At 62.9% G+C, this 22,124-nt stretch carries 17 protein-coding genes and 2 pseudogenes; 13 read left to right on the plus strand and 6 right to left on the minus strand.

All coding sequences use genetic code 11. The features are described from left to right. Nucleotides 1–16: 16 nt before the first annotated feature. The 5 genes and pseudogenes from AC56QQ_RS26255 to adhP form a co-directional block, all read right to left on the minus strand. Nucleotides 17–1,294: an NRAMP family divalent metal transporter gene (locus AC56QQ_RS26255; protein ID WP_497123938.1), complete on the minus strand. Its 1,278-nt coding sequence runs from the start codon at nucleotides 1,292–1,294 to the stop codon at nucleotides 17–19. 200 nt (nucleotides 1,295–1,494) lie between these two features. After that, entirely contained in the window at nucleotides 1,495–2,004 is a 510-nt protein-coding gene (locus AC56QQ_RS26260; protein ID WP_497123939.1) for a hydrolase, read from the minus strand. A 179-nt stretch (nucleotides 2,005–2,183) separates the two neighbouring features. Then, nucleotides 2,184–2,588: a host attachment family protein gene (locus AC56QQ_RS26265; RefSeq protein ID WP_497129129.1), complete on the minus strand. Its 405-nt coding sequence runs from the start codon at nucleotides 2,586–2,588 to the stop codon at nucleotides 2,184–2,186. Nucleotides 2,589–2,665: 77 nt separating this feature from the next. Then, nucleotides 2,666–3,349, minus strand: coding sequence for a nitroreductase family protein (locus AC56QQ_RS26270; protein WP_489860110.1), 684 nt, complete (start codon nucleotides 3,347–3,349; stop codon nucleotides 2,666–2,668). 134 nt (nucleotides 3,350–3,483) lie between these two features. Continuing rightward, nucleotides 3,484–4,544: pseudogene (adhP, locus tag AC56QQ_RS26275) on the minus strand (alcohol dehydrogenase AdhP). A gap of 443 nt (nucleotides 4,545–4,987) precedes the next feature. Between adhP and AC56QQ_RS26280 the strand changes: the two are divergent. The 3 genes from AC56QQ_RS26280 to AC56QQ_RS26290 are packed head-to-tail and all read left to right on the plus strand — an operon-like array spanning nucleotide 4,988 to nucleotide 8,196. Next, nucleotides 4,988–6,271, plus strand: coding sequence for an efflux RND transporter periplasmic adaptor subunit (locus AC56QQ_RS26280; RefSeq protein ID WP_497123940.1), 1,284 nt, complete (start codon nucleotides 4,988–4,990; stop codon nucleotides 6,269–6,271). Nucleotides 6,272–6,274: 3 nt separating this feature from the next. After that, nucleotides 6,275–6,985: an ABC transporter ATP-binding protein gene (locus AC56QQ_RS26285; RefSeq protein WP_497123941.1), complete on the plus strand. Its 711-nt coding sequence runs from the start codon at nucleotides 6,275–6,277 to the stop codon at nucleotides 6,983–6,985. After that, nucleotides 6,985–8,196 carry an ABC transporter permease gene (locus AC56QQ_RS26290; protein ID WP_489860107.1) on the plus strand — a complete coding sequence of 404 codons (1,212 nt, stop codon included), beginning with the start codon at nucleotides 6,985–6,987 and terminating at the stop codon, nucleotides 8,194–8,196. The genes AC56QQ_RS26285 and AC56QQ_RS26290 overlap by 1 nt, the downstream gene beginning before the upstream one ends. 96 nt (nucleotides 8,197–8,292) lie before the next feature. Here AC56QQ_RS26290 and tssH read toward each other — a convergent pair whose 3' ends face one another. Further along, on the minus strand, nucleotides 8,293–11,109 hold the full coding sequence (gene tssH, locus AC56QQ_RS26295) for a type VI secretion system ATPase TssH (RefSeq protein ID WP_497123942.1): 2,817 nt from the start codon (nucleotides 11,107–11,109) through the stop codon (nucleotides 8,293–8,295). Nucleotides 11,110–11,448: 339 nt separating this feature from the next. Here tssH and tssA point away from each other — a divergent pair, with 339 nt between their 5' ends. The 10 genes and pseudogenes from tssA (at nucleotide 11,449) to tssK (ending at nucleotide 22,122) form a co-directional block, all read left to right on the plus strand. After that, nucleotides 11,449–12,621 carry a type VI secretion system protein TssA gene (gene tssA / locus AC56QQ_RS26300; protein WP_497123943.1) on the plus strand — a complete coding sequence of 391 codons (1,173 nt, stop codon included), beginning with the start codon at nucleotides 11,449–11,451 and terminating at the stop codon, nucleotides 12,619–12,621. A gap of 6 nt (nucleotides 12,622–12,627) precedes the next feature. Further along, nucleotides 12,628–13,161 (plus strand): type VI secretion system contractile sheath small subunit, encoded by a 534-nt coding sequence (gene tssB, locus AC56QQ_RS26305; RefSeq protein WP_256750102.1) that lies wholly within the window; start codon nucleotides 12,628–12,630, stop codon nucleotides 13,159–13,161. Between the two features lie 3 nt (nucleotides 13,162–13,164). Beyond that, nucleotides 13,165–14,670: a type VI secretion system contractile sheath large subunit gene (gene tssC / locus AC56QQ_RS26310; RefSeq protein WP_091583629.1), complete on the plus strand. Its 1,506-nt coding sequence runs from the start codon at nucleotides 13,165–13,167 to the stop codon at nucleotides 14,668–14,670. Between the two features lie 46 nt (nucleotides 14,671–14,716). Further along, nucleotides 14,717–15,178, plus strand: coding sequence for an Hcp family type VI secretion system effector (locus AC56QQ_RS26315; RefSeq protein ID WP_489860103.1), 462 nt, complete (start codon nucleotides 14,717–14,719; stop codon nucleotides 15,176–15,178). Continuing rightward, nucleotides 15,165–15,920, plus strand: a complete 756-nt coding sequence (gene tssE, locus AC56QQ_RS26320; protein ID WP_269904036.1) for a type VI secretion system baseplate subunit TssE — start codon at nucleotides 15,165–15,167, stop codon at nucleotides 15,918–15,920. The genes AC56QQ_RS26315 and tssE overlap by 14 nt, the downstream gene beginning before the upstream one ends. 1 nt (nucleotide 15,921) lies before the next feature. Continuing rightward, nucleotides 15,922–17,796 carry a type VI secretion system baseplate subunit TssF gene (tssF, locus tag AC56QQ_RS26325; RefSeq protein WP_497123944.1) on the plus strand — a complete coding sequence of 625 codons (1,875 nt, stop codon included), beginning with the start codon at nucleotides 15,922–15,924 and terminating at the stop codon, nucleotides 17,794–17,796. Then, a complete protein-coding gene (gene tssG, locus AC56QQ_RS26330) occupies nucleotides 17,760–18,827 on the plus strand; it encodes a type VI secretion system baseplate subunit TssG (RefSeq protein ID WP_497123945.1) in 1,068 nt (355 codons plus the stop codon). Before tssF ends, tssG begins: the two co-directional genes overlap by 37 nt. Continuing rightward, nucleotides 18,824–20,292: pseudogene (tagH, locus tag AC56QQ_RS26335) on the plus strand (type VI secretion system-associated FHA domain protein TagH). The gene tssG and the pseudogene tagH overlap by 4 nt, the downstream one beginning before the upstream one ends. A gap of 3 nt (nucleotides 20,293–20,295) precedes the next feature. After that, nucleotides 20,296–20,748 (plus strand): type VI secretion system lipoprotein TssJ, encoded by a 453-nt coding sequence (tssJ, locus tag AC56QQ_RS26340; protein ID WP_489860100.1) that lies wholly within the window; start codon nucleotides 20,296–20,298, stop codon nucleotides 20,746–20,748. Between the two features lie 39 nt (nucleotides 20,749–20,787). Beyond that, nucleotides 20,788–22,122 (plus strand): type VI secretion system baseplate subunit TssK, encoded by a 1,335-nt coding sequence (tssK, locus tag AC56QQ_RS26345; RefSeq protein ID WP_497123946.1) that lies wholly within the window; start codon nucleotides 20,788–20,790, stop codon nucleotides 22,120–22,122. The last annotated feature ends 2 nt before the right edge of the window (nucleotides 22,123–22,124 follow it).

Genomic DNA, 22,124 nt, shown 5'->3' on the forward strand with positions numbered 1-22,124 from the left:
CGGGCCGGAGTGTCGGTCACAGCACGAAAAAGCCAATTGAAGCCAGAGCCATCACCGTCGTGGCAAGCACGCCCCCGAAAACCATCCAGCGCGGCAATGTCAGGTGACCCATGATCCGCGGGTTCATGGCGATCATCATCATGATTGCCATCAGAGGCGCCGCTAGAATTCCATTGACGACAGCGCTCCAGTAGAGGGCCCTGATTGGATCCAGGCCCACGAAAGTCAGGGTCACCCCACCCAGCGTCGCCACCGCGATTACGCCGTAGAAGGCCTTGGCGTCTTCCAGGCGCCGGTCCAGGCCTTCGGGCCACCGAAACATCTCCGCAACAGCATAGGCGGCGGAGCCCGCAAGCACGGGAACGGCAAGCATGCCGGTACCGACAATACCGATAGCGAAAATGGCAAACGCAAAGTTCCCGGCAACAGGCCGGAGCGCTTCGGCCGCCTGCGACGAGGTCTGGATGTGCGTAATCCCGTTGGCATGAACCGTTGCCGCCGTCGCAGTGATGATGACGATTGCCACCAGATTGGAAAAGCCCATTCCGAACAGCGTGTCGCCACGAATGCGCGCCAGTTCCGGCCCGGCAGCGTGTGAGTTGGCGCCAAGCCGTCGACGGTGTTGCCGGTGCTGCTCCTCAACCTCCTCCCCGGCCTGCCAGAAAAAGAGGTAGGGACTGATTGTTGTGCCAAGGACGGCAACAAGCGCCATGGCGTGATCGCCGTCGAAGACGATTTGCGGCACCAGCGCACCATAGAGCGCCGCCCCCCAGGGCACATGGACTGACAGCACCACCGCCACGTAGGCAAGCAGGGACAGGGTCAGCCATTTAAGCACCATCACATAGCGACGATAGCTCACGAAGATTTCCAGAAAGATGCAGATCAGGGCGAAGAAGATCGCATACAAGTGACGCGGGCCACCTATGAGCAATTCAAGCGCCGCCCCCATTGCGCTGAGATCGGCGCCGATGTTGATGATGTTGGCGACGAGCAGGAGAAGAACGGCGAAACGCAGCAGCCAAGGCGAGTAGTGCCGACGCAGATTGCGTGCGATACCTTGGCCAGTCACAGCGCCGATCCCGGCACTGATCCCTTGAGTTACAGCCATAAGCGGATAGCTGAACAGCATGGTCCAGGAGAGGGAGTAGCCGAATTGCGCCCCCACCTGACTGTAGGTGGCGATACCGCTTGGATCATCATCGGCCGCGCCGGTGATCAGTCCTGGGCCCAAGCTTCCGAAGAAACTCGAGCGTTGGCGAAGCGTTGTAGCCGATGCCTCCGACGGTTCCATCGAATGACTCCCCTCCCACGCACCTCTGGTTTCCGCGAATTGGACTGGTTTAGCACGGACAAGCTGCAGGTCGTGAAGAGCTGGGCGCCCTTCGGAAGCCACAAGCGCCTGACATAGCGCCCTCTTCGGTCTCGGTCTTCTGATCGCGCGCGGGGACCGGGACGCACCAGCGGACCGCGTATGAGCACAGCAATCGTGGCTCAGTTTGTCGCAACGACACCGACGACATAGTTCTTTCCGTAAGCCTTGGCGCATTTCGGGCATGTCGTGTAGAAGAAATAGACGTCGCCCGGCTCCGATTTTCGATCGCGCGCGATCTGCCGCATTTCCTCATGCCACTGCCTCGCCCGGCTGTACGGGCCTTCGAACACTTTCGTTATGAAGTCACCGCTCAGCGTGGTCATCTCCTCGCCTGGGACGGTTTTCGAGGCTGAAAACAGATGTTCACTGCTCCATGGCGAGATATCGCGGCTGAGCACGATGAATCGGTCCATGTCCGAAGCACCGGCGTCATCGATATGCCTGTTAACACGCGCGAATACGCTGCCCATGTTCATCGGGACATGCATCACGCTGTGGGTTGTCGCCTTGAGAAACCGCTTGTCCTTGAAGTGCAATTGCTGACCGTCCCAGCCCTCAGGGTTGAACCTCGGGCAGCAACCAGTCGTGTTCACGCTAGCGTCATATCGCGGCGTTTCATTCGTCTGCATCACCGTTCCCCAATTTGGATCGAAGGCCATCCAACAGGGAACGGACCCAGCCCTCATTGATCCTCGTCAACATGGCGAGGGAACATGATTGACACGCGTCGAAGCCGGCTGGCCTCGGTCGCGCGACAAAGCAGGCAAACGAACTCTCAAACAGATATCGCGGCCGGTCTCGCGCGGACTCAAGCCGCCGCCAATGTCTTCTCGATGGCTTCGACGGAGTGTTTCGCGAGATCCTTGCTAAGTTCGCCCACCACCTTTGCTTTCAGCGAAGCCTGGACGTGCTTGCGCAGTTCGCCCAGCGTGCGCGGATCGGCGATCACCACGACATGCTCGAACGCCTCCGTCAGCGCTTCGCGATTGAGATACTCCGCCACGGCCGCGGCAAAGTCATCTTCCCGCAGGCGAGAGTCGTCGGGATTGGCGGTGGAACTGCGATGTCGGCCGCCAGAGCCCGTGTTGGCCGCTTGGAGGGCCGGTTCGCGCAATTCAACCAGGTCGATCCGGGGTTCGTGACCCTTGTTGCGGAAAAGGCGCAACTTCTCGCCGTCGGTTACCGCGACGAGCGTACCATTAGACACAATCATTTTGTTCTCCTTTGAAATAGATTGATCAAGGTCCAGAGCGGTCCCTCGCTGTCGCAGGGCGCTCCAACCCTGCGCGATCAGTGGCCCCATATAATCCGAGGTTCATTTCTTGATGTCGGGGTTGGCAACGCCCGTGCCCGGCCCACAATGATGGGTGCAACCGGTTTCAGTGCGAGCGGAATCCCAAGCTCCTTCTTCACCGTCGTCTCGTTGAGCCAAGGCCGAGACAACCCGATCCAGCATGTTCCCAGACCCCTGGCATGGGCTGCCAGCATGAGATTCTGCCCTGCCAGGCAGCAATCCTCGTCGGACTGCCTTTCGTCATTCGTCGCGCAGATGATGATCAGCGCCGGCGCGCCGTGGAAGATCTCGAACTCCTTATCGGCAAGATGGCCAGCAAGCGGCGAGCCCTTGGGCAGGTTGCTGGCCGCAAAGTGCTTGGCCTCGTCCGATAACGCACGCAGACGCGCGGAGCCGCTCACCACCACAAAGGACCATGGCTGCAGGTTCATGGCACTCGGCGCCAAGATGGCAGCATCGATCAACTCGTGGATCAGATCGTTGTCGATCTGCTCGTCGGTATAGGCACGGACCGCTCGCCGCGTCCGCAATGCTTCCATCAGTTCCATGGCGCACCTTCTGGATTGGTCGTTGAAAAAGGCGGTGCTTAAAGTCTCGTTGTTCTCTGGCATGTGTTCTCGTGGATCGCCTTGCCCTGAATCAATTTGCCGGCCTTCGGCATCGTCCAGGCTGGCGCTCAATTCCGGGCGCCCCGCGTGGTGAACACCGTTTCACTCTCGACCGGATTGAAGCACTTCCACCCATCAGATACGGCACCGAACGAAAGCCAAGCTCATAAGGGCGGCGTCCTCTGACGCCGCCCTTATGTCTGTCGTCAGGCGGGAACGGCCGCGCGCTCAGATACCGGCTTGCGAACGGGCTCGGAGAAATCAAGCACCATCCGTCCCTGAATCCTGCCGGCCTTGAGGTTGGCAAATATTGTGTTGATGTCCTCGAGGCGTCCCTTGGTGATTTCGGCCTTTACCTTGCCGTCAGCAGCAAAGGCGATGGCCTCGTCGAGATCGCGCCTGGTTCCGACGATCGAGCCGCGCACCGTGATGCGCTTCAGCACGACGTCGAAGATCGGTGTCGGAAATTCCCCAGGCGGCAGGCCGACCAGACTGATCGTCCCCTTGCGGCGAACCATATGCAGCGCCTGGCTGAAAGCCGGCGTCGAAACCGCGGTCACGAGAATGCCGTGAGCACCGCCGCCGGTCCCCTTGATCACCTCGGCCACCACATCGGGTGAGCGCGCGTCGAATGCGAGATCGGCTCCGGCGGCCTTGGCCAGAGCGAGCTTTTCGGGTGCAACGTCCAGGGCCACGACCTTCAGCCCCATCGCCTTGGCATACTGGATCGCCACGTGGCCGAGACCACCGACGCCGGATATGGCCACCCACTCGCCTGGCCGGGCCTCGGTTTCCTTCAGACCCTTGTATGTGGTCACGCCAGCGCAAAGGATCGGCGCCATCTGCGCGAAATCGACACCGGCAGGCAGGCGTGCGGCAAAAGGTGCCGATGCAATGACATATTCAGCGAAGCCGCCGTCGCAGCTGTAACCGGTGTCATGCTGGTGCTCGCAAAGCGTCTCCCAGCCGGTCTCGCAGTATTCGCAACGCATGCAGGCATCGTGCAGCCAAGCAACGCCGACCGGATCGCCCTCCTTGAAGTCGGTCACGCCAGGCCGAGCGCCGCGACCACGCCGGCAACCTCATGCCCGGGAATGAACGGCGGCACGGGCTTCACCGGCCAGTCTCCATCGGCGGCATGCAAATCGGTATGGCAAACGCCGCACGCAATCACCTTGACCAGGATTTCCCCCGGGCCCGGAATGGGAACCGGCACCTGTTCGATCGATAGTGGCCTGCCGAATTCATGGACCACGGCGGCCTTCATCATCTTCACCACAGCGCATTCTCCTTGTTTCTCGACTGCGTTTCTTGCTGCCCTGGCGAACAATGGGCCGTGCCACGTCCTCTTTCCTTGACCTAGCGCAATGAGGAAATCTTTCGCCGTTGACCGGGATCAATGTCCGGTCAGCCGAAAGGCGAAAGAGTTGCCCAAGCAGTCGAGGAAAAGAACGTTTCACGTCTCAGCATGGGATCGGTCAACCATGAACAGGCAATGGCACGCAGCGAACGCAATGCCCGCGAACGCGACCATGGACGATCGGATCGCGTGGCACCTGGAACACGCCGTCCATTGCGGATGCCGGGATATCCCCAAGGGCATCCAAAATGAGCTGGAACGGCGCGGAATAGTCGTGAAGGCGCACTCTCCTCACAGCTTTGTCCAGAACGGCCGGCGTCAAGCCGAGCCGGCGGAAAGGACTGGAATCCATGCTCGCACCAAATCCTGAAGCAACAAATCCCGAGATGGAAGATATCCTGAAAATCGGCGCCGGTTCGGGCTGGTGGCCGCGCAAGCGTGCATCCTTGTTGTGGCTAGCACTGGTTGTCCTTGTCCTGGCAACCGGAGGCTGGTGGTGGTCCGTGCACCAGGCTGTGTCTTCGCTCCAGTACCAGACCGTGGCGGCCAGGCGCGGTGGTCTTACCGTATCGGTTTCGGCGACCGGTACGGTTGATCCGATCACGCAGGTCCAGGTCGGAAGCGAATTGTCCGGCAGGGTGAAATCGGTCCTGGTCGACTACAACGCCAAGGTGACCGCCGGACAGGTCCTCGCCGAGATCGACACCGACAAGTTGATTGCCGAAACCAATCATACACGCGCGCAACTCGACGCAATGAAGGCCGACGTCGCGCAGAAACAGGCTGCCTTTACGCAGACCGAAAGCGACCTCGCGCGCCTGCGTCCTCTCGTGCTTCACGACTTTGCGTCCAGGCAGGATCTGGAAGCGGCAGAGTCGGCACGCGACCAGGCCGAAGCTGTCCTCAACAGCGCCAAGGCGCAGGTAAAGGTCTCCGAAGCCGACCTTGCCGCCAATCAGACTGATCTCGACAAGGCAGTGATCCGCTCACCGATCGACGGCATCGTTCTCGATAGAAATGTCGATCCGGGCCAAACGGTCGCCGCCTCGCTTCAGGCTCCGGTTCTGTTCACAATCGCGGGCGATCTTAGCCAGATGCAACTGCTTGTCGACGTCGACGAGGCCGACGCCGGGAGCGTGAAGGAAGGACAGGACGCAACCTTCACCGTGGAAGCCTTTCCCGATCGCCACTTCGCCGCGAAAGTCATCCAGCTTCGCTACGCGCCCGTGACCGTCAGCGGCGTCGTCACCTACAAATCAGTGCTGTCGGTCGACAACGCATCGCTGGCCTTGCGGCCGGGCATGACTGTCGCCGCAGAGATCGTCACCCAGAGGGTCGACGATACCCTGCTGATACCGAATGCGGCATTGCGCTACGCGCCGCCCAAGGCCGCCGAAGCCACCGACAACCGCAACTGGCTTGTCAAGCTGATGCCCCGGCCGCCCACGCAGGCACAGACGCAGCTGAGCGACAACCTTCCGCCAGGTCAAAAGCGCATCTGGGTTCTCAAGGACAATGCCGCCTCACCTCTCCTGATAACGCCCGGCGCCACCGACGGGAACTGGACGCAGGTGCTCGAGGGTGACCTGCAGGACGGCAACCTGCTGATCGTCGATTCAACCGGATCGGATTGAGACATGCCGTCCACCGGTCCCGTTCTGATAAAGCTGCAGGACCTCGCCCGGTCCTACGGGCAAGGCAGCGCGACGGTGAATGCGCTACGCGGGGTCTCCCTCGATATCGCCGAGGGCGAATTTGTTGCCATCATGGGCCCTAGCGGCTCGGGCAAATCGACCTGTATGAACATCATGGGCTGCCTCGACACTCCGACGGGCGGCCATTTCTATTTCCGTGGCCTCGATGTCGGCGCGCTTTCGAACGACCAGCGTGCCTTGCTGAGGCGGCACTATATCGGCTTCGTGTTCCAGGGCTACAACCTGCTGCCGCGCACCTCCGCGATCGAGAATGTCGAACTGCCGCTTATCTACCGCCAGATGGGCGCCCGCGAGCGGCGTACACTTGCGCTCAACGCCATGCGACAGGTCGGCCTTGCCGGGTGGGAAAACCATGCGCCGAACGAACTCTCGGGCGGGCAGCAGCAACGCGTCGCCATCGCCCGCGCCATCGTGACGGCTCCCGCCCTTCTGCTCGCCGACGAGCCCACGGGCAATCTTGATACGGCGCGCAGCCTCGAGATCATGAACCTGCTGATCCGTCTCAACCGGAGCGAGGGCATAACCGTAGTCATGGTGACCCATGAGCCGGACATGGCCGCCTTCGCGCAGCGGATCGTTCGCTTCAAGGATGGAGAGATCGAAACCGACCAATTGAACAGCAAGGCCGCCTGATGTTCCTTGAAACCATCCTGCTGGCCTTTCGCGCCATCCGCCGCAATGCCCTGAGGTCCACGCTGACCGCGCTCGGCATCATCATCGGCGTGGCGGCCGTGACGGCGTTGGTGACCATCGGCAACGGAACCACGCAAAGCGTCGTCTCCGGCGTTTCGCGCCTGGGCAGCAACCTTCTTTCGGTCAGGCCGGGCGAACCGGGCGGCGCTCCCGGCAGCGCGCGCTCGACGGCCAGGCCGTTCGACGCCGCCGATGCCGCGGCGATCGCGGATCAGATCGGCGGGGTGAAGGCCGTTGCACCGATCGCTTCGGCGAAAGTCACGTCCGTGGTCGGAAACGAGAACTGGGAAACTTCGGTCGCAGGAACGCTGAATACCTATTTCGAAGCAGGGCAATGGACAATTGCTTCGGGCCGCCTGTTCACGGACGGCGAATTGCGCGCCGGCAATCCTGTCTGTGTCATCGGCGAGACTGTCCGCCAGCATCTGTTCGGCAAGTCCGACCCGATCGGACAGGCTCTTCGCCTGCAGAGAATCCCCTGCACGGTCATTGGCCTTCTGGCTTCCAAGGGTGCTGGCGCGTTCGGCATGGACCAGGACGACATCGTCATCATTCCTCTGCGCGCCTTCCAGCGGCGGATTGCCGGCAACATCGACGTCGATTTCATCAACGTCGCGGCGCGTGCCGACACGGCGACGGCCAAGGTGAAACGCGACATCGAGAACCTGCTGCGGGAACGGCGCAGGATCGGGACCGGCCAGCGGGATGATTTTTCCGTCTTCGACATGACCGAGATCAGCAGCACGCTGTCCAACATCACCACCGTGCTGACCGGGCTGTTGAGCGCCGTCGCCGCCGTAAGCCTGTTGGTCGGGGGCATCGGGATCATGAACATCATGCTGGTATCGGTGACCGAACGCACGCGGGAGATCGGCATCCGGCTCGCCATCGGAGCGCTGCGCCGCCAGGTTCTGGCGCAGTTCCTGGTCGAGGCGGTGGTGCTATCGCTTTTCGGCGGTTTGATCGGCGTCGCCATCGGCCTGAGCGTTGCGGCCGCCATGGCCGGCTGGCTGAACGTCCCTTTCGTCTTCGAACCGACGGTCGTGGTGGGATCGTTCCTTTTCTCCGGCCTGGTCGGCGTGCTGTTCGGCTACTTCCCGGCGCGCCGCGCCGCGAATCTAAATCCGATCGATGCGCTACGCCATGAATAGCCCCCAGACCCGCGACGCAAAGGGCAAGGTGACGTGGCAGCAGCTCGGCAACGGTCGGTTTGGATCGTCTGACGCTTCATCAACATTCGCCAGAAGCTACTCGAAGGAATAGGTGAAGCCCTCCTCGGAGGCGCCGACGGTCACCTTCGTCATCTTTTCGCCCCCGAGCGACCGGTTCAGCACGCCGCGACTCAATTCCGGCAGAAGCGTGTTGGTCAGGATGGCATCAATCATCCGCCCGCCGGATTCGATCTCGGTGCAGCGGGCCTTGACCAGATCCATGACCCCGTCGCCGATTACCAATTCCGCGTCGTTGGTTGCACGCAGGCGGCGAGCGATCTTGGCAAACTGGTGACGGGTGATGGCTTCGATCATCGAATCCGAGAGCGGGTAATAGGGGATGGTCACCACCCGGCCGAGGAAGGCCGCCGGGAAGACCTTCAGCAGCGGGCTGCGCAACGACGCGTCCAGATCGTCGAGCCCTGCCCGTAGCGTGCCATTCCTGGTCCGGTCCATGATGACTTCGGAGCCGACATTCGACGTGAGCAGGATCAGCGTGTTCTTGAAGTCGATTCGCCGGCCCTCGCTGTCATCCATCATCCCCTTGTCGAAGACCTGGAAGAAGATTTCGTGCACGTCAGGATGGGCCTTCTCGACCTCGTCGAGCAGGATCACCGAATAGGGCTTGCGGCGAACCGCCTCGGTCAGGATGCCGCCCTTGCCATAGCCGACATATCCGGGCGGCGCACCCTTCAAGGTGGAGACCGTATGGGCCTCCTGGAACTCGGACATGTTGATCGAGATGAGGTTCTGTTCGCCGCCATAGAGCGTTTCGGCCAGCGCCAAGGCGGTTTCGGTCTTGCCGACGCCGGAGGGGCCGCAGAGCAGGAACACGCCCACCGGCTTTTCCGGCGCGCCGAGCCCGGCGCGGCTGGTCTGCACACGCTTGGCGATCATCTCCATGGCGTGATCCTGGCCGACCACGCGTTCGGACAGGGTCGCGGCGAGCCGCAGCGCCTTTTCGGTCTGGCTCGACAGCATCCGTCCCGTCGGTATTCCCGTCCAGTCCTGAACGACCGCCGCCACGGCGTTGCGGTCGACCGACGGCAGGATCAGCGGCGTTTCGCCTTGCGCCTCGGCCAGTTCGGCCATCAGTTCGCGCAGCCGGGCAAGATCGGCCGCCGGATCGGATGGAGGGGCGGAGGCAGCGGCCGGTGCCTCCCCGTCGGTCCCGGCGGTTTTGGTTGTGGCCGTCTTGGTCTTGGGCGTTTCGGTCTTAGTCTTAAGTGTTTCAGTCTTGGGCAGTTGGGTCTCAACCGCGTCCGCGCCTGCTGTCTCGGTGTTGGCCTCCGGCGTCTCCACCGCATCGAGCGGCACACCTTCGCCGCGCAGCCTGGCACGCAATTCGAGTATCTCGGCAACCAGCGCCTTTTCCCGATCCCAACGTTGCTGCGCGGCCGCCAGCGTGGCCTCGCTTTCGGCAAGCCCGGTCTCGACCCGTGCCTGCCGCTCAGCCACCTCGATGCCGATCGCGGCCTCGCGGCCGATGATGCCGCGCTCGACCTCCAGCGCCTGCCGGCGGCGCATGATATCCTCGACCTCGGCCGGCGTGGCGTGCTGCGATATGGCGACGCGCGCGCAAGCGGTGTCGAGAAGGCTCACCGCCTTGTCCGGCAGTTGCCGCGCCGGGATGTAGCGGTGCGACAGGCCGACCGCCGCCTCGATCGCCTCATCGAGTATCTGCACCTTGTGGTGCTGCTCGAGAACGCCGGCCACGCCGCGCAACATGAGAACGGCCACCGCCTCCGACGGCTCGTCGATCTTTACCACCTGGAAACGGCGGGTCAGCGCCGGGTCCTTCTCGATGTGCTGCTTGTATTCGGCCCAGGTCGTTGCGGCGATGGTGCGAAGTTCACCGCGCGCCAGTGCCGGCTTCAGGAGATTGGCCGCGTCGCCGGTTCCAGCAGCGCCGCCCGCGCCGATCAAGGTGTGGGCCTCATCAATGAACAGGATGACGGGCGTTTCGGAAGACTGCACCTCGTCGATGACAGCCTTCAGCCGTTTTTCGAACTCGCCCTTCACGCTTGCCCCCGCCTGCATCAATCCGACGTCGAGCATGCGCACGCTGACGCCTTGCAGTGTGGGCGGCACATCGCCTTGGGCGATACGCAAGGCAAAGCCCTCGACGACCGCGGTCTTGCCGACCCCTGCCTCGCCGGTCAGGATCGGGTTGTTTTGCCGCCGCCGCATCAGGATATCGACGATCTGCCTGATCTCCGGATCGCGGCCGACGACCGGATCGATCTTGCCGTCGCGGGCACGCTGGGTCAGGTCGGTCGCGTATTTCGCCAGTGCAGAATCCCCACCCGGAGACCGCCGCGGCGTCTCCGCGGCGGGCACGGCAGTCGAGGCGCCGGCTTCGAGCGAACCTTCCATGACATCGGCGAACCGCGCGATAACCGCGTCGGCGTCGATCTTGTCAAACTCGCCGCTGATCTTCGACAGCAGGCCTTCCAGCACCGGCGTCTTCAGGCAAGCGAGAAGAATATGCGCGCTGCGAACTTCCTCCACGCCGAATTCCAGCGTTGCCAGGTTCCAGGCTTCCTGGATGGCGTGAAAGATGTGGTCGGAGAATTCCTCGATCGACGTGGCGCCGTAAGGCAGCTTGTCGACGGCGCGGGTCATATCGGCCGTGAGCCGGCTCGCATCCACCCCCGCGTCGGCGATTATCATCTGCACATCCGAGCGGTCGGAAAGCACCAGTTGCTCGATGAAGTGGACGAGTTCGACGTAAGGGTTGCCGCGCAGCTTGGCGGTGTCGGCCGCGGCCTTGAAGGCGCGCACCCCGACAGGATTGAGCTTGCCGACCAGTTCCTTGCGTTTGAAGGTCTGCGATGACCGGCGCTGTTCCATCGAACGTGCTCCTGCGATCTGCCAGTCGATAACCTGCCACATAAGCCGTCACTTGACAAAGCGGGCGATGGACCTGGTCTCGATGCCCGGCTCGGCCGGCTCTTTCCATTTGTGGAAAGTCCCGCACCGCCGGCTGCAAATAACCACGGAATCGCACGCCTCCATGCGATGCATTTCACATACAGGGTTCGGCAATCTCGCCAAGGGTTTCGGCACCGAGGCCGCGGTCTGGTCAGCTTTCGTTAATTTTTTGAGCAGCGGTTGAATTGTGGTAAAGTGCAACGCTGTGATAACGTTGGGTCACATACGGTTTCAGGGCCGGTTGCTTGGGGGGTCGGTGTGATCGATGTCGCACTATGGCTTAGTCCGCTCGACGGTGAAAATCCGTCGGGAGAGGATTTGCGCAACGATCCGGCTTTTCACGAGTTGGAGCGCCTGACGGAACCTCAGGTCAAGGTCGTCCATGACGGCCGCAACAAGCCCACCTCGCAAAGCACCATTCCGGTCGACTGGCCCGCGGTTCTCGCAAAGGCGGAGGAATTGCGCGCGCATGGCCGGGACCTGCGCCTGCTCGTCGTCGTGACGCGCGCGCTGGCCAACGAAGAACGACTGGCCGGGCTCGCGCAAGGTCTGACCCTCATTGCGCAGACCTTCGATCAGCATTGGGAAACCATGCATCCGGCACTGCGGCCCAGCGCTTCGCCACGCGATGCCGCCTTGCGCCGTATCAACGCGCTGCTCGACCTCCAGAACGGTCAGGACGGGCTGTTGGCGAACCTGCGGCAAATGACGTTCTTTGCGCCACGCTCGATCGGGCCAATCACGGGACGCGATCTGGAACAAGGCGCGCTCGACGACCGTGTCATGCTCCAGGAAGCAGCCTCGGGGTTGAATGCGGCGGAAAAGGCCGCACTGGTCAGCGCGCACGGACAATTGTTGAACCGGGTGCGTGCCGGATGCGCGGCACAGATAGATCAAGCCGACGCCGAGATGGTCTCGCTCGTGGCCGACGCCCGGGCAGCGATCGCGGCCCTTGATGCGGTTGAGGCCGCCCTCAACGCCCGTCTCGAGGGCGGCGGTGCTCCCGTTCCGGAGTTAAAGCGGTTTCTGCAGCGTTTGCTGACGACCCTCGAACGGAATTCGACCGTCGACGCCGTGCCGAATGGCGCGGTCAAGCCGCCCTCGCCGGCAGAACAGACAATGCCTGCTCGAAACGGTCATGGAGCCGATACTATGGCAAGTATGGCAAGCTACGCGGACTCGAGCACGGGGCTTCCTGACCGGATTTCCTCGCGCGACGACGTGGTGAAATGCCTCGACCTCGTCGTCGCCTTCTATGACCGCACCGAACCGTCGAGCCCGATTCCGCACCTGGCGCGGCGCGTGCGCCGGATGGTGCATATGGATTTCGTTGAACTGATGGAAGATCTCGCCCCGTCGGGGTTGAAGGAATTCCGGCTGCTTGCCGGCGTTCCCGATGCCAAGAAGACGGCTCAGAAGGATGAAAGGTAACAGCACATGCCAGCCGAAAGCAAAGCGAAGGTCATCGAACGAAATCGCGCGCCACGGGTGCAGATCGCCTACGACGTGGAAACCTACGGTAGCCCGACGACGATCGAACTGCCGTTTGTCATGGGCGTGATGGCCGACCTTTCCGGCGCTTCGCAGACCAAGGAAGCATCAAAGTCGGTGCTGGACCGCTCCTTCGTCGAGACCGACGCGAACCGCTTCCCCAAGTTCATGGAGGCGCTCGGGCCCCGCGTCAAAGCCCGGGTGAAGAACACGCTGCCGCAGGCCGAAGGCCAGGAGCGCGACGAGGAACTGGCGCTCGATCTCACCTTCACCAAAATGGGTGATTTCGCCCCGGACAAGATCGCCGAGCAAGTTCCGCAACTGGCCGAGATCCTCAAGATGCGTCGCCAGCTCGAGGAATTGCTCGGCTTCATGGACGGCCGTGTCGACGCCGAAAAACGCATCGCGCAACTTCTGAACAACGAGCCGCTTCTTAGCAAGATCGCCAGCCAGGCAATGTCCGACGACGACAAGGAGTAAACCATGGCCGAACAGCAAAAGACCGCCGCCGTCGCCGCCGAGGCCGAAGCCATAGACCTCGGCGAATTCAGCGGACTCCTAGAGAAGGATTTCAAGGTCAAGAAGGACGACAGCGAGAAGCTGCAGCAACTCGTGCGCAATCTCGCGCTCGCGGCACAATCCCGTTCCGATACCACGACCATCTCGTCCAACGCGATCAAGTCGATCAAGTCGCTTATCGCCGGCATCGACAAGATGCTGACGACACAGGTCAACGAGATCCTGCACGCGCCGGAAGTGCGCGAAATGGAAGGCACATGGCGCGGCCTCTGGTATCTCGTCAACAACACCGAGACGGATCAGAAGCTGAAGATCCGGGTGATGAACATTTCCAAGGAGCAGCTGGCCGACACGCTCGAAGACTATGAAGGCCAGATGTGGGATCAGAGCCCGATCTTCAAGAAGGTTTATACGGACGAGTATTCGATGCTTGGCGGCGAGCCGATCGGCTGTGTGATTGGCGCCTACGAATTCTCGAACCACCCGCGCGACGTCGGTCTGCTGCGCAATATCTCCGGCATCTGTGCTTCGGCGCACACGCCGTTCATCGCGGCCGCCTCGCCGCGCCTGTTCCGCATGGACAGCTGGCAGGAATTGCCGAACCCGCAAGACCTGCAGCAGATCGTCTCCAACCCAGCCTATGCCTCGTGGCAGTCGCTGCGCGAGAGCGAGGACGCTCGCTACATCGGCCTGACCATGCCCCGCGTTCTGGCACGACTGCCATATGGCACCGATACCGTTCCGGTGAAGGGCTTCACCTTCGAGGAAGAGGTGCAGGGCGATCACAACAAATATGTCTGGATGAACGCCGCCTTCCCGATGGGCGTGAACATAAACCGCAGCCACAAGCTCTATGGCTGGGGCACGCAGATCCGCGGCGTCGAGAATGGCGGCACGGTCCTCAACCTGCCGGTGCACAGCTTCCCGACCGATGACGGGTCGATAGCGATGAAATGTCCGACGGAAGTCGCCATCGACGACCGGCGCGAGGCGGAACTGGCCAAGCTCGGCCTGATGCCCATCCTGCATCGGAAGAACACCGATCTCGCGGCCTTCATCGGCGCACACTCACTGCAGGACGACGAGACACGGGCGGGACGGCTGGTCGACCCCGACGCGCAGTCCAATGAACGGCTGAGCGCCAACTTGCCCTATCTGTTCCCGGTCTCGCGCTTTGCGCACTACCTCAAGGCGATTGCACGCGACAAGGTCGGCTCGTTCAAGGAGCGGTCCGACATGCAGATCTGGTTGACCGAATGGATCAACCGCTACGTGCTGGCCAACCCGGCCTTTGCCGACGACAAGGCGCGCGCCAAGCGCCCGCTTGCCGCCGCCGAGGTCCAGGTGGACAGCGTGGAGGGGCGGCCCGGCTACTACAATGCCCGCTTCTATCTGCGCCCGCACTACCAGCTGGAGGGCATCAATGCCTCGCTCCGACTGGTGTCGGAACTGCCGTCCGTGAAGACTTGATCAACAGCAACAACATCTTGGTTTTTGAAAGCGGTGGAGAAAGACAATGCCCACAACCATGAAGATTGATGGCTTTCTAAAAGTTCCGGATATCAAAGGCCCAAGCGTTCGAGACGGCCACGAGGATGAAATCGAAATCCATGGGGTCGACTACAAGATGGTCGCTCCATACGATCCAAATTCGCTCTCGCGCCGTGGCCGCGTTGCCCTGGGCATGATCAAGTTCACCAAGCACTATGACAAGTCCTCGCCCTATCTGAAAAAAGCCCTGTTCGAGAACAAGGCGCTGGACGAAGTGGTGTTCTCGGCACGCCGGACCATCGATGGCGAGACCAAGGACTACCTGGTCGTCACCCTCACCGACGCCTCGATCATGGAATATGACATGTCGCAGGCCGAGGATGAGGAAGACCTGATCGAGGAAGAGGTCAGCTTCGCCTACAAGAAGATCAAGTTCGTCTACGACGACAATGACGAAATCGAAATGGATGTCTATGTCGGCAAGTGAGGGCCGGCGGCCCGGCGCGGACAAGCTGCAGGTTACCGGCGGTTCGCGAGCAAAACGCGAGGCGGTCCAACCCTCTCTCTGGGACCGCCTCGTAAACGACCTGCCGGGCATGGTCTCCGAGATAGACGGGCTGCGCCAGGCCTTGCAGGACGAACTCGGCGTGGACCGGCTGGAGACCCTGGTCGCCGGCAGCGCTCGGCTCATCGATGCCGATGCGGAGCTGACGGCCGATCAGAAGCGGCGCCTGCACCGCCTGGCCTTTCAGACCCAACACCGCGCGGAGATGGAAAGCCGTGGCGTGGTCGTGTCGGCCCGTGTGCTCAGGGAGGCCGTGCGGCGCGACATCGAGGCTCTGTTCAACACCGAGCGTTTCGAGGCTGTTCCGCTTCTGTCCGATCTTGAAAGCGAGCAGGCGGCGGACAACCCGCCGTCGCTCGCCGATTTTCCGGAGGTGCGCCGAAGCGTGGTCAACTACGGCGTGCCTTCCTTCTCGGGACGTTCGTCCCGCGACTTTGATCGCGAAGCCCTGGCGCGCGAGATCCGCTCGGTGCTTGCCACGTTCGAGCCACGTCTCAAGGAAAGCGCGACGAAGGTCGCGGTGACGCTTGGCGACAAGAGCGTGGGGTTGAAGATCGAGATAGACGCGGTGCTGATCATGACGCCGACGCCGGAACGCATGCGGCTGCGCACCACGATCAATCTCGATAACGGCCTGGCGCGGACCGAATTTAGGGAAGCCTGAGATGGATCGGGTCTTCGTAGAATATTACGAGGAGGAACTGACCCATATCCGTGCACTCGCGGCGGAATTTGCCGACATGCATCCGGCGGTGGCTCGCAACCTGTCACTCGACACGGTCCCGTGTCCGGACCCGTATGTCGAGCGGTTGCTCGACGGCGTCGCTTTCCTCGCCGCGCGCACCCGGCTGAAGGTCGATGCGGAACGCTCGCGGTTTTCACGCAGCGTGCTGGACGTCCTCTATCCCGACCTGGTCACGCCGGCGCCGGCAACGGCGATGGTGGTGCTGAAACCCGGCCAGCAGGTCCAGACGATGGTTACCGGCCACGTCGTCAAGCGCAACACCCGGCTGGTCTCCAGCCTGCAGCCCGGCCTTTCGACGCGCTGCACGTTCACCACGGCCCAGGACATCACGCTGTGGCCGATAGCGGTCACTTCGGTAAGCTATTTTCAAGATCGCAGCGCGCTGGCGGCGGGCGGCATAGCGCCGATCGGCGGTGTCGGCGGCGAGGCGGCGCTCCGCATCGTGCTGGCTCGGACCGGAAAAGGCAGGCTCGACGAACTGTCGCTCGACCAGCTTGATCTCTACTTTGCCGGGCGCACCAAGGCACCATTGCTTTTCGACGCGATCTTCGGCGCGTGCTCGGCCGTTGGCGCACGGGCGGAAGGCAAGACCAATCCCATATCGCCCTTGCCGGAACCCGAAATGATCGGCATCAGCGACGACGAAGCGCTGATGCCTCGTACCCGTCCGACGTTCGAGGGGTACCGTCTGCTGCGCGAATATTTCATGATGCCCGAGCGCTTCCACTATGTGCGGATATCGGGGCTGCAACCTGTCGTTCGCAAATGCGCGGCCGGCCTCGAGATCATCTTCATGTTCAGGCGTCCAGTGCCCGAGCTTGCAGACCTGACAGCGGCCGATTTCGAGCTTTTTGCAACGCCGATCATCAATCTCTTCGAGCGTGAGTGCAACGTCATCGAGCTTGACCCGCGCAAGACGCGCCAGGTGCTGCATGCCGACCGCACGCGGGCGCGCGACTTCGAAATCTATCGGATCCTCCGCGTCGAGGACGCCGACACGGAAGGCAACGACGCCGAAATTCCCGAGCTCTTCAGCCTGGGGCAAAACCGCGGCAGTGGCTGGGTCTATTCCACCGAGCGGCGCCCACGGCGCGCGACGGAAGAGGAGCGGCGCGACGGACTGACCCGCACCTCCTACACAGGGGACGATGTTTTCCTGGCGATTTCACGCCCGGTGGAAAGCCAGGCGAACCGGCCGCTGAAGCGTGTCGACATCGTGGCGCTTTGTACCAACCGCGATCTTCCGATCCTCGATGACAATCCCACCTTGACGCTGGAGGCCGGCGACCCGGTCGAAACGGTCCGGCTTCTCGGCGCGTTGCGTCCCCCTCGCCCGGCTATCCCCGCGGCGCTGCCGGCCGGCGCGGCGGGCGAATCCCGCGCCGACAATCTCGCCTGGCGGCTCGTGGCGCAGCTGTCGCTCAACTTTCTTAGCCTTGCCAAGGAAGGTCGCGGCGTCGATCCGCTGCATGCGCTGCTCGATCTTTATGCCGACCGGGGCGATCCGAGCCTTGCCCGCAATGTGCATTCGATCGTCCGCATCGACTCGCGGTCGGTCATCGAACGGCTGCAGATCGACGGGCCAATGTGCTTCGGGCGCGGCACGGAAGTGACATTGCATGTGGACCAGTCGGTCCTGGCAGGGCAGAGCACATTGCTGCTTTCGGCCTTGCTTGCACGGCTGTTTGCCCGTCATGCCGGTATAAACGGCTTTGTGCGAACCCGTACGCGGCTGTTACAGAAGCAGGAGGATGTGCCATGGCCGATGACGCCCGGCAATCGCTACCTGATCTAGACACAGTCGACCCGAAGCGGGCCGAGGAACTGTCCGAGACGTTCGACTTCTTCGAGCTGTTGCGCCGGCTCGAACGCAGGGGCGGGCTGTTCGGCCATTCCGGCTCGCCGGAGCGCGAGCCGGCAAGGCTCGGACAGCATGTGCGTCTCAGCTTTTCGGCCAGGGACGTGGTTGAGTACCGCGAAGCGAAGGACAAGGCCCCGGCCAGGGTTACGGTCACAAATCTCGGCCTGATGGGACCTGAAGGCCCGCTGCCGCTCCATTTGACGCGCTGGGTGCTCGATCGCCTGTCACAGCGCTGGTTCACCGGCGCCGATGCGCAGCAGACCAGTGACACGACATTCCTGGATTTCGTCAACATTCTGCAGCACCGCTTGATCGCCCTGTATTATCGGGCGTGGGCGGATGCCCATCCGGCCGTACAGGTCGAACGCGCGGTCGGTGGGCGCGTTCGCGCCATGCTTGAAGCCATGGCTGGGATCGGACTTCCCGGCACCCAGAACGCCGATCTCGATACGGTGAAGCTTCGCCAGGCGGCATCGCTCGCCAACCAGGTCGACGGCCCGGAACGGCTGACGCTGTTCCTGGCCGAAGCGTTCAAGGTGCCGGTTCAGATCAAGGAGTTCATCGCAGCCTGGATGACCATACCAACCGGGCTCCAGACCCGCCTTGCAAAAGCCTATGCAGGGCTCGGCCGGGGGGCGACGATCGGCCCGCGCGTTTTCAACCGCCAAAGCAGGATCGAACTGCGTGTCGGCCCGCTGGGCTATGAGGACTTCAAGGCTTTCCTGCCGGGAGGCCCACGGCTCAAACTGTTCAAGCAGGCCGTTCGCGACATGGTCGGGGAATCGCTCGACGTCGACCTGCGCATCGTGCTGGCGCGTGAAGCGGTGCCGCCGCCGCGTATCGGAGCGGTCCAGCTCGGCCGGACCGCCTGGCTTGCGCGGCCCGCTGAAAGGGGCGATGCTGACGACATGCGGCTGCGGACAATCGTCGGATGGCGGCCGGAAATGGCGGGGGTCGCGGCATGAGTCTGCTGCTGACGCTGGAGCAAGGGCCACGCACCCAGGCGGTACGGCAGACCCGGCTGGACGAGGGCGAGCTGGTGATCGGCCGCAGCGCGGACGCGGGCTGGCAGATCGACGACCCCGACATGTTCGTTTCACGGGCTCATTGCAGGATCTCGGGCGGGCGAGATGGATATTTCGTCACCGACACATCGAGCAGCGGATTGTTCATAAACGACTCTGACAGCCCGCTCGGTGCCGGCAAGTCGACGCGCCTTCAAAGCGGCATGCGGCTGAGACTGGGCGACTACATCGTATATGTCGACCTGCAGACGCCAACCGCCCAAGCGCCGACAGCCGGCCAGGCGGTTCCCGAACGCCTGCCGCCGGCATCGCGGGTGCCGGTGAGCATCGGCCGCGACGACTTCTTTTCCGCCACGGTCGAAGAAGAGCCGCGGCGGCCACGTCCGGCCGACCTGCCGAACCCGTTCGAGCAGCCGGTCCCGGGCGCGTTCGAGCGGGCCATTTCCAGCCAGCGCAGCTCGCCTGCTTTCGATGATCCGTTCAGCCTCGATCCGGTTTCAACGCCTGTGTCGAAAGGCGCCGCCTATCCCGAACCGGGCGGCGCGGCGAACCCGGCGGACCCCTTCAGCCTCGACCCGGTGCCATCCCCCGGCCGCGCGGCCGACCTCGCTCGTGGAAAGCTGTCCGATTTCAATGATGATTTTGGCTTCGGACCCGCCCCGGCGCCCAGTTCGGCGAACGGCGCCGGCTCGACCGGACAGCGCGAGCACATCGCCCAGCGACCACAATCCGCCAATCCCTGGGATTTGCCCATGCAAGCGGCGGAGGTCCCGGCTCCAGCACGGACAGGTGCCGCTCCCAAATCCAACCGCCCGTCGGCAGCGCCGCCGCATGCGGAGATGGCGCTTCGCACGGCATTCCTGCGCGGCATGGGCGTCGAGGAGGCCGATTTCCCGGGACGCGACAGCATCGCGGAAATGGAGAAGTTCGGTCGCGAATATCGGCTGATGATGGAAGGCCTGATGCAGCTTCTGCGCAAACGGGCGGAGGAAAAGGGAAACGCTCGCGTCGCCCAGACCATGGTCGGCGCCTCCGAAGTCAATCCACTCAAGTTTCTGCCGACGGTCGACGACGCCATCGTGACGCTTATCGCCGAGCGCAGCCCCGGATTTCTCGCCGGCGAAGCGGCAATCGCCGACGCGGTTCGCGATCTGGCGCAGCATCACGTGCGCGCCTGGCGCGGCGTACAGGGCGCCTTGCGGCGGATGATCGACCGTTTCGACCCGGCGGTGATCGAGGAAGAGCTGAAATCGAATTCCGCGATCGGCACCCTGCTTTCGGGGGGCGTGGCGCCAAGCTGTGGGAGCTTTACCAGAAACGCCATCGTGAAATCGCCGAGAGCGCGGAAAAGAGCTTTCTTGGCGAAATCGGCGCTGATTTTCGAGATGCATATGAGGAGGAGTGAGACATGATCGATCGACGCGAATTTGTCATTGCCCTGGGCGCGACGGGGCTGCTTGCGGCTTGCCAGAGCGGTCCGCCAAAACCATCGGTGATCACCGTCAACGTGACCGGCGGGACAGGCATGAACCCGGGGCCAGGTGGCGGCGACCGGCCGGTGACTGTCCTCGTCATGCGGCTGCGCGGCACCGGCAAATTCAATTCAGCCGACTACTTTGCCCTGCAGGGGGATGCCGGCTCCGCGCTGGCCGGTGATCTCATCGGATCCGACCAGATCGCCGTCGGCCCGGGAAAATCCGCGTCCAAAACCATCACCGTCGAGCCGGACGCGACGGCGCTGGGCTTCGTTGCGTTGATCCGCGAGCCTGGCGGCAGGAACTGGCGGACGACCAAATCGGTGTCGCCGGGATCAAAATTCACGATCAATGTCACGCTTGGCAGCGGCGGCATTTCCGCCTAGCGGCCAGAGCAAGGGGAGCTCAATGCAGAGAGTAACGGCATGAGCGATGCAAACAGGGTGCTATGGTCCGAAGGCCTTTTCCTGCGGACCCAGCATTTCCAGCAGCAGGATCGTTTCTTCGAGGCGACGGTGCGCGGCGCGTTGCAGGCCGGGCAGTTGCATACGTTCGGCTTTCAGCAGCTGACGCTGGACCAGGCATTGCTCGACGCCGGCCAGATCTCGATCCTGTCGGCACGGGGCATCTTCCCGGACGGCACACCTTTCTCCATCCCGGACATGATGGATGCGCCGCGACCGCTGCCGGTCACCCCGGACACGGGCGCCGGGCCGGTGCTGGTCGCCTTGCCACTGGAGCCTCCCGGCGGTGTCGGCTTCGATCCGGCACACGCGGCCCCCTCGGGAGCACGATATCATGGGCGGATCGTTTCCGTGCGTGACGCCGTCCAGGGTGGTTCGGACCCTGAGGAAATCGAGATCGCCCGTCCGCAGGCTTTGCTGCTGGCGCCCGGCAAGTCGGTCGGTGGCTACACAGCCTTGCCGATAGCCGACCTCAAGGGGGTTCGAGCCGATGGCGGCGTTTCTTTGGACGAGACCTTCCTGCCGCCGACACTGGTTACCGGCGCGGTGGCCTGGTACCGGCAGTTGCTCCTGGAAGTTGTCACGGGCCTCGACCAGATCGCCGAGGCACATGGCAAGATGGTCATGGGCGGACCAGGGCGCAGCGTCGAAGATCTGCTGATGCTCAATCTCGCCAATGCGGCGCGTCCGCGGCTAGCCCACATGCTGGCGCAGGATGTCTTCCATCCCGCCGAGCTCTACCTGGAACTTGCCGGGCTCGCCGGTTCGATGGCGACCTACGGATCAAGCGCGCGGCGGCTGGGCGAGTTGCCCGCCTACGATCACATGGCGCCTGGCCCCGCCTATTCGGCGCTGGCGGATGCGTTGCGCTCGCTCATCCTCAGCCTGCGTTACATCGAGCCGAAATCGCGTGCGCTGCCTGTCATGCGGCATTCGACCAATGTCTGGAAAATCCGCATCGACAACCCGAAGCTGCTGGTGGCCAGCCGGATCGTCATCCGGGTCGGTTCGGAGCTGTCGGAGGACGCGCTGCGCAAGATATTCGTCAATCAGGCGACTGTCGGCTCGGCCGACCAGTTCGAGGGCCTGTGGAAATCGCGTCTGCCCGGCATTCCGCTGAAACCGCTTCATTCCCAGCCGCGCGAGATCCCTTACGATGGCGATCGGCTTTGCCTCGAGCTGGACCAGAAAAGTGAGCACTGGGCGTCGCTGCTCGATGCCCCCGGCTTCGTCATCGGCGTTTCGGGCGTCTTGCCGAGCGAGCCACAAGTGGACTGCTATTCGGTGAACAGGTGAGA

This window comes from Mesorhizobium sp. RCAM 05099 (assembly GCF_059683685.1).